Genomic DNA, 14,675 nt, shown 5'->3' on the forward strand with positions numbered 1-14,675 from the left:
ATCGGCTACTCCGACTTATCCATGGTGAAGCTAATGCGAAACAGACTACCCTGGCCTGGTTTGCTGGAAGCGCTGATACGCGCGTGGTGGCGTTCGGCGATTTTTTTCACGATAGCCAAGCCGATCCCGGTTCCCGGATAGACATCCCGCCCGTGCAAGCGCTGAAAGGGATTAAAAATCCGGTCCAGATATTTCTCGTCGAAACCAATGCCTTGATCCGCCACGCAGAGTGTCCATTCACCGCTCTTCTCCTGTTCAGAATAGATATGAATGTGCGCGGGGTGGTTGTCCTTGCGAAATTTCATTGCGTTACTCAACAAGTTCTGCAGGAGCTGGCGTATCTGTGTCGGGTCACCCGGCAAAGGCGGTAGCGGCTCGCGATGGATTTGCGCATTACTATGCTCAATCTCGGTTTCCAAATCACGCAGTACGCCATCGAGAATCAGCTCGGTATCCAGCATTTTTAAGGGCTTGCCCTGGGAGCTGACGCGAGAGTAAACAAGCAGATCACGGATTAACGTCTGCATGCGTTTAGCAGCTGTGCTCATGCGCTCCAGGTAGTCACGACTCTGCGGGTCGAGGTCTTCCGCATGTGCTACCAAGCGTTCAGAAAATGTTTGGATCTTGCGTAGGGGCTCCTGCAGATCATGGGACGCAACGAAGGCGAACTCCTGCAGTTCGTTGTTGCTGCGTTGCAGCTCTTGCATGGTGAGCTGAAGTTGCTCCTGCTCTTTCTTGCGCTCGCTGATATCTTTGGCAACGGCAAAGACGCCGACAATGACGTCGTCCACCCTTATCGGCAGAAAAGTGAAGCTCAGGTTTCGAACCTCATCACACAGGCCAACGGGGCGGTAGCGCGCCTCGAAGTGCCGAGTTTTTCCCGAGCATGCCTCGACAAAGTGTTGGTGAGTCGCCGGGAGATCTTCATTGATAATGCTGTCGAAAAGCTGTTTTCCTTGCAAATCCTTGTCCAAGCCGAATAGCTTGCCAGCGGCGTAGTTGAGCCTCTCAAACTCGCCATTGAGGCCGAGTGCGACAACGGCATCTGGAGAGAAACTGAACAGAGAGCGGAAGCGCTGTTCGCTTTCCTGAAGATACTGGCGGTCCTGCTCGCGTTCGATGGCTATGGATGTGAGTTGGGCAGCATTGGCCAGCAGTTTCAGCTGCTCGTCACTGGGCGTCATCACCTGGCGGTGGTAAATACTTAGACAACCGAGGAAACGGCTCTGGCTGGATATCAGCGGAATAGACCAACAGGCACGTAGTCCGTGCGCCAGAGCAGATGTCCAAAAGTCCTGACAGAGCGGATCCTGTGCAATGTCCTCAACGATTACCATTTGCTGGAGACACGCTGAAATAACGCATGTACTGCTAGGATCAATGACAACTCTATCGATGGCCTGACGGTAAGTCGGCGGAAGGCTGGGAGCTGCGCGCAAACGCAAGTGCTGTTGGCCTTTTTCCACCTGCAGAACGGAGCAGAGTCCTGTTGGGTCGCGGGACTCGGCCATAAGGCAGATGGCGTTTAAAATATCGGTCAGCGCTTGATCGGTGGAGATCATCCCGAGTATGTCGAGCTGGTCTTGAAGATAATGTTCCGCACGCATCAGGGTAGTAATGTTGTGTGCTACGCAGAAGAAGCTGCGTTCGGCAGCCGACCAGCCAAAGGCCCAGAGTAGATGGACAACTCTACCGTCCTTGTGGCGATAGCGATTGTAAAAGCCATCAGTTTGATGGCCCTCAGTGGACTTTTCTAGGGCTAGCAGGGTCTGCGGGCGATCTTCTGGCAGTACAAAACCGATATACGGCTGGCCGATCAGCTCCTCGCGCGTGTAGCCGAGCAGATCGACGCAGGCGGAATTAATCTCGGTGAAGCGGCCCTGTACGTCGATAGAACAGAGCATATCCATGGAGTACTGCATCATTCGCTGGTTAAAGGTTTGCAACGAAGTCTGACGTTGTAAGCTTTTCTCCAGCGCTTTGTTGGCGTGCTCTAAATGCAGGGAATGGCGGACAGCCTGCATTCGCAGGCGCTGACTGAGCATGATCATAGAGCTCAACATAAGGCCGAACAGCAAAATCAAATTCGATAAATACTGTTCAGGTCTTATCTTGATGGTGTCCTGGTAGCTGGTCAAACGCCAGTCGGTGTCACCCAGGCCCTTTATCGTTTTTTCGCTGATAGGGCTAAAGGAGGCGTATTTCGACGGGACAGACGACTCGAACAGCAGATGTTCGCCTTCAATGACGCGCACGTAGAAGCCGTCAAGCTCACTGCCCGAGATTTCTCCTACAAAACGAGATAAATTAACACTTGCGACAAGCACCCACCCGGGTTGGTTGGGCAGGCTCAATGGCATCGCAATTATGCTATGTGGCTGATTATCATGGCTGTTTGCGCTTGTTACAAAGGGCTTAGCGCCTTGAGGTAGTACTTGCAGCCAGTTACGCAACCGCACCTGGGTAAGCAGTCGATGGAGTTCGTCAGTTTCAAAAAAACTGCGGCTGGAGAGCCGCAGTGGCTGCAGTTTTTCGTCCAGTACGGCGATTGTGTCGAAACCAGAAAACTCACCCAAATAATCTTGGGTTTCTTCCTGCCACAACGGCTCAGAGTGCAAAGATCCGTGTAATTCCCAGCGTGCGGCCATACGCTGAATGTAATGTAGTTGTGCATCGTTTTTACGCACGAGGACAGCGCCCAAGTGGTTCAGTACTTCCTCACTGCGATGCACGTCAGACTCATAGTTCTGTAGGCTTAGCAGGTACCAGCCAAAACAACTTAGAAAAGCGCAAAATAATCCGGTAATCAGTGTGGTTCGATCAAACACGCTCTCTTTCTTGGCCCAGCAACAGCTGATGCAGAGCAAAGCCAGTCCGGTGGCTAGGGCAAGCAGGTTGGCTGAGCTGCTGACATTAATGTTAAAGCTCAGTCTCCAGCCGTCCAGCTCTGGGAATGTATTTACAAGATGCGAGATAGTGCCGAGACTCACTACTGCGAGGCCGAAAGCGCTGACTAGTTTGCGCGCTCTTTCACCATATTGACTGCTGAGCAGGCCGGTCGCCAATAGACCAAATGTTAAAGCCATAGCCTTGCGCATGCGTGGAAAGCCGCTGATGACAGAGAGTCCCTGGTCGCCCTCTAGAGCCAGCGAACTATGCAATAGGCTATATCCAGCGATAACCAGCAGAAGACCAGCTGCTGCTTTCAAAATTGTTTTGCAGTTATTGGCGTAACCTAGGACAGCCGATCCAAGTAACAGTATTGAGAGGATGCCATCCGGCAGCAACATACTCTGAGAGAGGTTGTTAGACTTCCCTATAAAGTAATCGCCCAGGTTAATGGCTGCGATGCATAACAAGGCATAGCCGAGGGCATGCAAGTAGGCCAAACAAATTAAATGACGCAGGCTAATGCCCAATTTGTGATCCAACCCTGAGGGTGATTAAAGTGAGGGCCTAGCAAGGCTTATTGCGAGGAGCTCTTCGATGAGCTCGGATTTATCAGTCTCGTTCTCAACCAGCTAGATTTTGATTATCAGACGGCACTGTGAGCTGATTCTAGCCTCCGGGGGCGGCGGGGCGAACGAACAGAGTGTATCGCGCATTCTCGCTCTCTTCGAAGACAATCAGTTTATCGATCAGCGAGCGACTGAGTTGCTTACCTTCGTTGAGCAGTAAGGTACCGTTTTCAGCCATCAGATTTCGGGCTAGCACCATGCCAGGTTCCAATCTTCGGGTGTCGAGCATCAGGATGCTGGGATCCGCCATTGCCAAATCAGGGGCGAGCTCGGTGCACAGTGCGATAAAGCGCTCACACAGCTGTGGGTCATAAAGCTTGCCGCTATATTTCTGCATCAGCAGGAGCGCGTCGTCGCGACTTAGGCAGCGCTCCACTACTAGGCCGCATTGCAACTCAGTGAAGTCCACTGCCAACTTGAGCAAGCGGGCGCTGGAAGGGATGGCTTCGCCCTTGAGCCTATCAGGAAAACCGCTGCCGTCCCAGCGCTCCTGATGGTGGCGGATCAGTCGTGCTGCGTCTTGTAGCGGTTCAAGGCTCATCAGTAGACTTTCGCCTACTACGGGGTACTGCAGATAAAACTCACGCTCTTGTTTGTATAATCGGTCCGCAGCGCTGTTGAGTAAATTATCGCCCCAAGTTAGCTTGCCGATGTTGTACAACGCAGCGGCCATGACCAATTCTCTACTAGTGCTTTCATCGAAGGCATGGTGTGCGCAATAAGCGCGGATCAGAGCAATGACCTTGGCGTTACTTTGCTTATTGCGGGGGACTCGTTGAGCGACGAGACCGGAAAACACCTCAGTGGCGGTCACGTAGCTGCGCCGCAGTTCGGCGTATGCAAGGTCGAGCATGTCGGCGGTTTGTTGCAATTCTGCTGTGCGGGAAACCACTCGTTGCTCAAGGGTCGCATTAAGGTCCTGCAGACGCAGGTTCTGTTCCCGGGTGAGTTGCTCCAAACGCTTGCGTTCGCGCTCCGAGTGCTGGAAGGCAAGCGTCTGGCGAATGGTTTGGCGAAGCTCCTCGTCATCCCAAGGTTTGCTGATGTAGCGGTGGATCTGGCCCTGGTTGATGGCCTTGATCGTTGTGCCGAGATCCACGTACCCGGTGAGAAGTATGCGAAGGCAATCAGGCCAGCGCTGCTGTACCTCGGTAAGCAGCGTGGCGCCATCTATGCCAGGCATACGTGCATCGGAAATTACCAGGTCAACCGACTGCTGACTGAGCAGTTGCAGTGCTTGCTCACCACCAGTGGCGATGAGGATTTGGTAAGGCTCATCACGAAGCAGGCGACGCAGGCTCTTGAGGATGTTTTCCTCATCATCGACCAGCAATAAAGTGGCGCGGTGTTGCCCCTGCGACTCACTCATGACAAGGCACCACTTGGGCTGATCGCGGCAGGCTGGCGTATTGGAAGCCAGACTCTAAAGCGCGTACCCTGGCCCAGCTCGCTGCTCACGTCGATACGGCCTTGGTGTTTCTGCACGATGTTGTACGACAGCGACAGGCCCAGTCCGGTACCTTTGCCTATTGGTTTGGTGGTGAAGAACGGCTCGTAGACACGATTGAGTAAATGTGGCGGTATACCGACTCCGTTGTCTTCAACTTCAAACCAGACCCAGTCATCTTCATGGCCACTGCGCAGAGTAATCCGGCCGAACTGTTCTATGGCATGAGCGGCATTGACCAGCAGGTTCATCAGCACCTGATTAATCTGCGATGGGATGCATTCGATTTCCGGCAGTTGTTGGAACTCTTTGATGATATCTGCCTTGTACTTCAACTCGTTATTGACCACCTTGAGTGTGGTGTCCAGGCCGCGCTGAAGGTCGGCTAAGCGGAACCCCTCTTCTTCCATGTGGGAGAAGTCCTTGAGGGCGGTGATGATCTTCTTGACCCGATCGATACCGTCTTCTGATTCAGCGATCAGAGCTTCGACATCGCCGCGTATGTAGTCGTAATCCACGCTGCTCTTGAGCTGGCGTAGTTCGTTTAGACTTTCTGCGTCGTCGACTGCGTCGCTGATTCGTAGCAGGTCATTTACATAGGTGGCGAGCGTCTTGAGGTTGGAAAACACGTAACCGATGGGGTTGTTGATCTCATGGGCGACGCCGGCAGCAAGTTGGCCAATGGCCGCAAGCTTCTCCGATTGCAGGAGCTGGGCGTTAGCTTTCTCTAGCTTCGTGATCAGTCGTTCCTGCTCGATTTTCTTAGCGCTGAGGGCAGTCAGTGCGGCATCCAGTAGTTCATTTGAGTGTGCCAGTTCGGTGATTTCATACACTATCAAGGCAAGGCACTGTTCACCTTCTGCGCCATGGAAAGGCATCAAAAGTGTATTTTGCAGCATTAATTCCCCAGAATCTCTTAACGGCTTGTGGGGCAGCTGGATCAAGTAGGGATTGTCGCGCCAATGAGTGTATACATGCTGTCCATGTTCCCGTGCCTGCGCCACCATTTGGCTGAAATTAGGAGTATCTGCCTCTGGGAAAATATGAGTCAGCAGTTGAAGGTGAACCTGCTCAAGCGGCTTGCCTGTGCAGTGGCTGATAAACGGGTTCCAATATTGGATGCGCAATCCCATATCAAGGATGATCACCCCGATTCCGATCTGATCAACTAGAGCAGCGGACCACCCTTTCATTTCCGGTTCCAAGGAGCGGCAGAGAGGGGCTAGAGGATGTGATATCTGCTTCAAGGATTGGAGTGCTCCATGAACATATAAATGACGCCGGAATTATGGCGACTTTGAGCTGCCGCTGCTATAGGAGATATCGCTTATTTCGGCATGCCCTCGACAATTATCTGATTGACCCTGAAGAGACCATACGCGCAACGCTTGTTTTGCTGAATTGCTTGAGGCATTCGAGAAAGACGGCTACGCCGTGTACCGGCTCAATTCCGGCTTCTAAGACCCGTGGCGCAAAGCTACGGCCTCGTCAAATGCAAGCATGAGCATGCCATCAAGCGGGCCCGAAACCGAACAACATCCTGGCACCGGGCGGGTCTGACATTGATATCGCCAACCTATTTTGATGACGGTTGATGCCCCGCCTGACCGGCCCCGGCGCGGCTTTTTTTGGTCTTTCACGAATTGCCGGGAGACGTTATTGATCTTCGTGAAAATAATCCGCTTTCCCTGTATGGGCCATGGGAAACCCTTGCAAGAGACTTTGAGCAGCTCTCACAGTTCGACGGCAAAACCGTTCATGCCCTGGTTTCTTCGGCAAAGCGTCCCATGGCGTGCAGGCTGGCCCAGATTCGCGGCGCTTGACGCCGCGAGCGCCCCGGCATCCGGCGGGCCGGCACCGCCTAGGCGATGGTCAAACGCCATTTATCGTCGTGCCGGCTCACCAGCACCTCGCGTACGACGCCGCCTTCGTGCAAGATGCGCGGGGTGTCCTCCTGAATACAATTAACCATGGAGCAGGGCCGTCGCATGCAGCGTCAAGAGGCTGAAAGCTTTCTGGCTCAACGCCCCCTCCAGGTACCAGCGTTTTAATTGGTCCAACAAAGGAAGCCCGCCGGCGTGCGGATTTTGGTGCACGTAGCTGCACAACCGAATGAGCGTTGCCTGGGTAGCGGCGGGTCATACGCCACCTTTTCATCCAAAGCATCACTGATCGCCGTCGCGAATTCAGCAAGGTGGGGGGCCACCTGGCGCAACGTTTCCAAACCTTCCCGCGGGCGATGACTGGGGGGCAACAACATTGGCGATCCTTTCTAGTGGGGCACTGGTTGCGTATAAGGCCATATCCGGCACGCTTGGTTAACCAGAAGTTGGGGGCGGGGGTGGCGTTCATCAGGTCAAAAAATTCCCTCTAAGGATTTTCCGATCAAGTCGGATTTTGCTTGGAAAGCCTGATGGAGCCCGTATTTGCTGGGGACTGCCTTGCATGGAACGACTTAATCGGCTGGATCCTACGCGAGTTTGACTGTGGGGATCGATTGAACGGAAACGCCGATTTTTGAAGCCTGATTAGCTCAACTTCATCCAGGTAAATATCATCGTGGCACCGGTCGTACAGCTGGGTGTTGCGCATCGAGGCAAGACTGGCTATAGCGGCGGCGTTCTCTTGGGTGCCACTATTTTTCAAATAGGCGTTTATCCCGGTGGCTCGAAAGGTGTGATTGCCGATGAGGGTTTTAAGCCCGGCGGCCAGGGCCCGCTAGCGCACCATGGCATGGGATTGGCCTGTGGGAGGGGCGCAGGACTCAGCTGTCCGGTACCGCGTCCAATTTTGCGAAACTGCGGCCGGTGGGTGTGCAGATACACCTCCAGCGTGTGATGGCAGGGAGGCATGTGCTGTTTGTCGCCTATCTCGCGAGGCGCTCCAATAACCGCCGATTTTGCGAGCAAACGTCCTCGACCTTCATGGCCAAGGCCGTCCCGATCCGCGCAGTGTAAAATATCATCAATCCAATTAATCCGATCAAGACGCAGTCGCGCAAGCCTGCAGTACTGACATCGAGACTGTACAGCACCCGCCTTGCCTCGCGCGGATCCAGTACCAGAGTATTGCCGCAGCGGCGGTGGGACTGGGCCCGCCACTGACGATGCCGGGTTGTGGGGAATAACTTGCCCGACTATCGACCAATCGAGCAAATGTGGAATCGCCGCAGGGGACTGTTTCATCGTCGGCGCCGCCAAGGTGTGGCTGAAGCTCGATCCAGGTGGCAACGTGTTTAGGGGCGACCGCAACTAAACTTTGGACACCCGCCGCTTGACACGAGGTTTAAAAATCATGGGTCCCGTGTCATAGGCGCGTCGGGTGTTGTGGTTGCGAATATTGGCCCTAAAGTTCTCCAAAAAGCGCACCCCGGTGCGCTCGCCGGCCTGACTGATCGGCGCCGGAACATGTGTCGTGAGCGCGGACGATAGCACGAGCGGATTCATTGCCCCTAGTCCTGCTCCGCTAGCAGCGCTTGAAGCGCGAGTGCCTGCGCTAACAGTCGCTCAATGTCTGCTTGGCTGTTTGCTTCGAGCTCGACATCATCCACTTTCAGTCGCAACTGGCGCCCGGCCTTTCCATTTATCCAGGTCACCGCCCCCACGCTGACGGTATTCAAGATAGAGACGACCGTAGGCGCCCACGAGAGCAGGAACTGTCCAGTGAGAACACTGCCAGCCCCTTGACTGTCGAACACGGTAACTGTAGGGGATACCCCAAGGCCGGCGGCCTCCATGTGCTGTTTAAACTTGCGCAGTTCCGCTTGGTAGTCCGCGCCGAAGACTGCCGCATCGTCGGGAGCCTTCAACAGCCGCAGCTGCAGGCGAAGGGGAGGCGTAGGAACGGTCGTGAGGGCCATCGGGTAAAAATCCTTTCTGATCTTAAATGTGATTAAGGATATTTTGACATATAGGTACAGCCTATGTGCCTGTATAGGGAACATTCCCGATTTGGAAAAATTGATTTTTGCCCAACTGTGATGAGTGAGCGTCGTGGGCATCCCAATTTGGGGGGCTCTGCATTACTGCGAGTGCAAGGCAACACTTTGCTCAATTTGGGCATGAATTCGATGTCGCATGTGAGGTCGCAGACTGAGGGAATCTGCGACAGACTTATGCTTCAGCTCAAAGTCAGCCCGGGGCTGTCTCGTAAAGAATTAAGGCGACTGATGGGGTCGAAGCGACGATGCGCTATCCGCCGTTAGCGTTGCGCCATTCGTATGCCATACTAAAAAGCTGCCCGGAAATGAACGTGCATTGCAGACGCTTGACTGGAGGTAGGAATGATCCAAAAGTCGATCGAGGACGACTGTACTGCCATTGACGCTTCCGCCCCCCTAATACCATTAGAGGGATGCCCTGTGAGCTCTCAGGAGATGAATGTGCGCGCTGTCATAGAGGCGCTGCCCGAGGCAATTTTTACAACTGATGCCCGTGGTTTAATAACTTTTTACAATAACGCGGCTGCTTCTCTTTGGGGAATGACTCCTCAACTTGGGACTATTTTTTTTTGCGGGGCTTGGAAGCTTTACCGATCTAATGGTACGCCTTTACCTCGTGACGAAAGTCCTATGGCCATGGCATTAAAAGATACGCGTCCTTACCGGGGAGTTGAGGCGATCGCAGAGCGACCAGATGGCTCTCGTATACACTTTCTTGCCTACCCGTCGCCTATCTTCAATGCAACTGGAGATCTTATCGGTGGCGTTAACATGCTGATCGATATTACTAACCAGACGATTGCTGACGAAGTAGCGTTTAGACATGACGCGATCGTGGAGAGTTCCGACGATGCAATCATCGCCAAGGATCTGGACGGAACAATTCTCAATTGGAACAGAGGGGCCGAGAGGCTCTTCGGTTATGCGGCTAGCGAAGCGATCGGCAAGCCTGTCGCCATGCTCATTCCTTTAGATCGTCCAAATGAAGAACCTGATATTTTGCTGCGCATCCGACACGGCGAGCGTATTGAACATTACGAAACTATAAGGCGGCGAAAGGACGGAAGTTTAGTCGAGATATCTCTATCTGTCTCGCCGATCAGAAATCGGGAGGGTCGTGTCATTGGAGCGACAAAAATTGCTCGCGATATCACCGAGCGGAGACAAGCAGAAGCACAAAAAAATCTTCTCATCAGGGAAATGGATCATCGGGTGAAAAATCTGTTTGCGCTTGCGAATAGCGTTATTTCACTCAGCGTCCGTTCGGTAACGACCCCTGGCGAACTCGCATCTGCTGTTTCTGCTCGGTTGAGCGCATTGGCTAAGGCGCATGCCCTGACCATATCGCACGATCTTGGAAATGAACAATCTACGACGCTTCATACTCTGATTCAAACCATCATCGCACCGTATGTCGGTGGAGCATACAACAGTCAGTCACGCGCTTGCGTGACAGGCCCAGACCTCACTCTTACTGGTAGTGCAGTAACCGGTTTCGCTCTGCTTTTGCATGAATTTGCTACGAACGCCGCAAAATATGGAGCTCTATCTTCCCCTGACGGAGAATTGAAAATCTGCTGCAATGAAAACGGCGGTTTATTTACCATCGAATGGATCGAAAGTAATGGACCAATAATTGAACGTGAACCGGATAGTACTGGTTTCGGGGCGTTACTCGCTAATACGACAGTACAGAGACAGTTTCGCGGCGAAATTTTTCGCCAGTGGAAGCGCGAGGGCCTATCAATCCTGTTAATGTTTCCAACACGTAGCATTTGATCGCCGTAAAAGCATAACCGCACCTGTTACAAATTATCTAAACTCGTTTTTTGGATAAGAAAATTAAACGTGACGATGCTGACACATTGAATAAGATAGGACCTGGGATGGAAAGGGAAATGTGAGAGGCGTTTTAGGCTTCCCAACCTCGCGGTTTGTTGGCTCGCTCCAACAGTGGTTATTAAGATGCATCCACGAACCGCGATTGGGCTATCTGGCAGCTTGCATGGAGGGCGGCGCTGAACTCGAAATCATTGTCGATTGTGGAATATTCGCTGACACATGATTTGACTGATGAAGAAGTCAATTTTCTGAAGCAGTTGTTCCGTTATTCCGACAAGTACGAAATCACCTCGTCGTTCAGGGAAAAGACGTGTATCTAGCTTGGAGCTCACGGGGGTTTTCTCGTAGTTATCTGCAATAAATAAAAGTTGTCACGGTTGCAGTTGCTCCCCTACGTCGGGAAAGCAACCGCAATCGTCAATAAGGTTCGCAACCATTATGTGAGATTGTGATTCTTAATGCCATTTGCTGCGACTCAACAGCGTGGAATCCCTCCTCTCCCAGCAATTCTCCTCACGGGGCGCTGCCACGTCATTTAGGTAGTCCGGTAAGCCAGATGAGCCAGGTTCAATCGTCACCTAGCAGGCCAGTGCGCTCGAAGGTCGTTACACAGGAAAAGATAGATAAACGAATAGCAGGACCATAGCCAAGAGGTCAGAGAAAATTACGCTCCTTGGATGAAGGTGCGGGCATTTGCGTCGCGTGGAACGTGGAACATCATGCCAGTACTAAAAGTCCATCGAACTCAACACCTGCTTTCGAATGCGGAGTACTACTATCACGTGATACTTGACCATGACCGGTCAATTATTGATATTCGGGAACAGTTTCCACTATTTCCTGCCGCTGAGGTCCAAGCAATTGCTTCGAGCTTGAATGTCCGGCCACCTGTTTACCCTGGGACTTCGGTACCTCTTGTGCTAACGACCGACTTTCTAATAACGCAGGTGGACAGTGCGGGAAATTAACGATTGGTCGCAAGATCAATTAAATATATTATCGATATCGAGGATGCCTCGAAAGCCGAGCAGGGCAATTCCACTTTGGAGATTGTTTCCACCAGGCAGGTCCTTTAGCTACAACTACTCATTATCGAACAGCCACGGGGTGCAGCCAGCTCAAAGCGTTTGTACGCTCGTGGCGCGGCGGGCAAGGCAAATCCTTACGTGCGTTTGTACCGCTGACGTTCGCCCTCGGTGAGGCGGTATGGAACAGCGTCTGGAGCTGCGATCCTAGCGGCCGGGCACGGACGAAAATGAAAAAGCGCGGAGCGGAGCAGGGCGCAACGTCTACTACTCACTTCGAAGCGGTCAAACGGGGCGCGGGTCAAGACCATAGGCCGAATGGTCCATCAATCAGCCAGGTCGTCTGCGCGTGGCAATTAGGTGTCGGTACTAAGCATATCCACAACTTCAAGTATGATTGTGGGTGGCTCCTGCGCCGAGGGCGGTACCATGCTAATCCACGTTTGAGTTGTGCTACACCCACTATGAAACCGTAGGCTCCTCACCGCGTATCCTACCCGCCGTGCTGGCGACCACAAGCGCCACTGCACAAGCCAGCAACGCGAATGCCGTGAAAACCCCCATCACATGCAAGCATGGCATTACATGATTCCAGGCTCGAGCCACCCCTAGGAAAGCGGCGAACAGCCAGCCGCTCATAGAAAATGCCCCCAAGAGTGCAAGGCGACCGCGGTCGGAACCCGGTAATAGAACGAAGGGGGCTTTTTGCAACAACGGGAAGCCAACGCGATGCAGCAGACCGCCGTTCAGGGTCAGCAGCGCAACAACTGTCACTTTGGCCCAGAGCTTTTGGTTGAGCAAGTACCCAGTGCCCTCGAGGAGATACCCCTGAAGTACCAATAGCAGACCACTGCCCCAAAGGACCAATAATGCGAGGGTTGCGATTTTCCTGGTTTCTTCAAGATACTCATGCTTCGCCTGATCCAGTGCTTCCTTGCGCCAACTCCAAAGCTTGTGATCGGCCAGCAATACCCTGCCCAGGGCAATACAGGTGGCGAGCAGATGAACATACACGAAGAGCATTTTCAGCATTATTTTTGGACCTTTTTTTATATGGACAATGCACTCCTTGCGCCCTGAATGAATCTTAATGATATGTATTAACAGTTGTAACATCAAGTTTCAAAATCATCGAATCAGCATTTTTGGCGCTTCCTGCATATATCGGGTCAATTCGGTCAGGTATTGGCCGATTTCTGCCGGTCGTCACCGTCAGCTTTGGGTCCAGGCTGTGTGAAAACGCCTGCGATTGTCTAATCTTCTGATCGTCTAGATCGTGGTGGGGACGATCATGAAGCGATTCATCGAAGGTGAGTCTCGGACGCAAGTCACCTTGCTCCCGGAGTGCCTGGACGATTACGTAGCCGAAGAAAATCCAGTGCGCGTGGTCGACGTTTTCGTCGATGAACTCGACCTGGGTGCACTTGGTTTTGAGGGCGTCGATCCTGCTGCAACGGGTCGCCCCGCCTACCATCCAGCGGTCTTGCTGAAGATCTATATCTACGGCTACCTCAATCGTATTCAGTCCAGTCGCCGGCTTGAGCGTGAGGCCGAGCGCAACGTCGAGTTGATGTGGCTAACGGGGCGTTTGGCTCCGGATTTCAAAACCATTGCCGACTTTCGCAAGGACAACGGCAAAGCTATTCGCAGCGTATGCCGCCAGTTCGTGGTGCTTTGCCGTAACCTCAATCTCTTCTCTCAATCGATCATCGCCATCGATGGCAGCAAATTCAAAGCCGTCAATAATCGCGACCGCAACTTCACCCAGGGCAAAGTGAAGGCACGCATGCGGCAGATCGAGCAGAGCATTGATCGATATCTGGCGGCAATGGATTCGGCGGATCGGGCAACGCCCGAAGTGGCTGAGGCCAAAGCCGAGCGGCTAAAAGAAAAGATTGAAACCCTGAAACAGCAGATGCAGAAACTCAAAGACATCGAGGCGCAGCTTCACGACAGCCCAGACCAGCAAATCTCCCTCACCGATCCAGATGCACGCTCAATGGCCACGAGCGGCCGAGGCACCGGAACGGTTGGCTATAACGTACAAACGGCCGTCGACGACAAACACCATCTGATCATTGCCCATGAGGTGACCAACGTTGGCAATGACCGGACGCAACTCAGCAATATGGCGAACCAGGCGCGTGAGGAGATCAGCGCCGAGTCGCTGACAGTGGTAGCCGACCGAGGTTATTACAAGGGTCTGGAAATCCTTGCCTGCGAGCAGGCTGGCATCACCACCTTCGTACCGAAACCCCTGACATCAGGCAGCAAAGCCGAAGGCCGATTTGGTAAGCAGGACTTCATCTACCTTGCCGCATCGGACGAGTATCGATGCCCTGCGGGACAGTTGCTGACCCGGCGGCATTCTTCAGTGGAAGACGGCATGTTATTGCACTGTTACTACTTCTCGGGGTGCCAGTCCTGCTCAATGCACAAGCAATGTACGACCGGTAAGGAGCGCCGGGTAAAGCGCTGGGAACATGAAGCCGTAGCCGATGCAATGCAGGTACGGCTTGAAAATGATCCAACGATGATGAGGCGCCGCCGACAGACCGTTGAACATCCATTTGGAACGCTCAAATACTGGATGGGAAGTACCCACTTCCTGACCAAAACCCTGCCGAGGGTAAGCACCGAGATGAGCCTTCATGTGCTGGCCTACAACCTCAAACGAATGATGAGCATCTTCGGTATCTCAGGACTGCTTGAAGCGATCAGGGCGTGATCCACCCGCTTGATCGTCCGTGAGTTGCTGTTTGGGCCGCTGACGCGGCCCAAACAGCATTAACGAACGCCTATGTAACTGACTAGGGCAATTCGCGATTCCGTCTGCTGGTTTCGCAGGCAACGCCCGTAGCTCTCAGCTTTCGAAGTGTTCAGTGCGTTTTCACACAGCCTGG

At 53.2% G+C, this 14,675-nt stretch carries 8 protein-coding genes; 2 read left to right on the forward strand and 6 right to left on the reverse strand.

Going from position 1 to position 14,675, the window contains the following annotated elements:
* Window positions 1-5 precede the first annotated feature (5 nt).
* From CGA21_RS29860 to CGA21_RS06720, 5 genes are all read right to left on the reverse strand, one after another.
* Window positions 6-3,419, reverse strand: a complete 3,414-nt coding sequence (locus tag CGA21_RS29860) for a PAS domain S-box protein (protein WP_223194026.1) — start codon at window positions 3,417-3,419, stop codon at window positions 6-8.
* Between the two features lie 139 nt (window positions 3,420-3,558).
* Window positions 3,559-4,887, reverse strand: a complete 1,329-nt coding sequence (locus CGA21_RS06700; protein WP_188263815.1) for an HD domain-containing phosphohydrolase — start codon at window positions 4,885-4,887, stop codon at window positions 3,559-3,561.
* Entirely contained in the window at window positions 4,884-6,158 is a 1,275-nt protein-coding gene (locus CGA21_RS06705; RefSeq protein ID WP_188263816.1) for an ATP-binding protein, read from the reverse strand. Before CGA21_RS06705 ends, CGA21_RS06700 begins: the two co-directional genes overlap by 4 nt.
* A 2,058-nt stretch (window positions 6,159-8,216) precedes the next feature.
* Window positions 8,217-8,411, reverse strand: a complete 195-nt coding sequence (locus CGA21_RS29870) for a hypothetical protein (RefSeq protein ID WP_223194027.1) — start codon at window positions 8,409-8,411, stop codon at window positions 8,217-8,219.
* Between the two features lie 5 nt (window positions 8,412-8,416).
* Window positions 8,417-8,824, reverse strand: a complete 408-nt coding sequence (locus CGA21_RS06720) for a hypothetical protein (protein WP_188263817.1) — start codon at window positions 8,822-8,824, stop codon at window positions 8,417-8,419.
* Window positions 8,825-9,346: 522 nt separating this feature from the next.
* Between CGA21_RS06720 and CGA21_RS06725 the strand changes: the two genes are divergently transcribed.
* Complete coding sequence (locus tag CGA21_RS06725; protein ID WP_188263818.1) at window positions 9,347-10,684, forward strand: PAS domain S-box protein; 1,338 nt, start codon at window positions 9,347-9,349, stop codon at window positions 10,682-10,684.
* Window positions 10,685-12,234: 1,550 nt separating this feature from the next.
* On the opposite strand, the gene CGA21_RS06735 is transcribed toward CGA21_RS06725, so the two are convergent.
* Window positions 12,235-12,804 (reverse strand): hypothetical protein, encoded by a 570-nt coding sequence (locus tag CGA21_RS06735; RefSeq protein ID WP_188263827.1) that lies wholly within the window; start codon window positions 12,802-12,804, stop codon window positions 12,235-12,237.
* 259 nt (window positions 12,805-13,063) lie between these two features.
* On the opposite strand from CGA21_RS06735, the gene CGA21_RS06740 reads away from it, so the two are divergent.
* Entirely contained in the window at window positions 13,064-14,500 is a 1,437-nt protein-coding gene (locus CGA21_RS06740; protein WP_188263810.1) for an IS1182 family transposase, read from the forward strand.
* Window positions 14,501-14,675 lie beyond the last annotated feature (175 nt).

The sequence above is a fragment of the Pseudomonas sp. PSB11 genome, assembly GCF_014596605.1.
Lineage (GTDB): Bacteria > Pseudomonadota > Gammaproteobacteria > Pseudomonadales > Pseudomonadaceae > Aquipseudomonas > Aquipseudomonas umsongensis.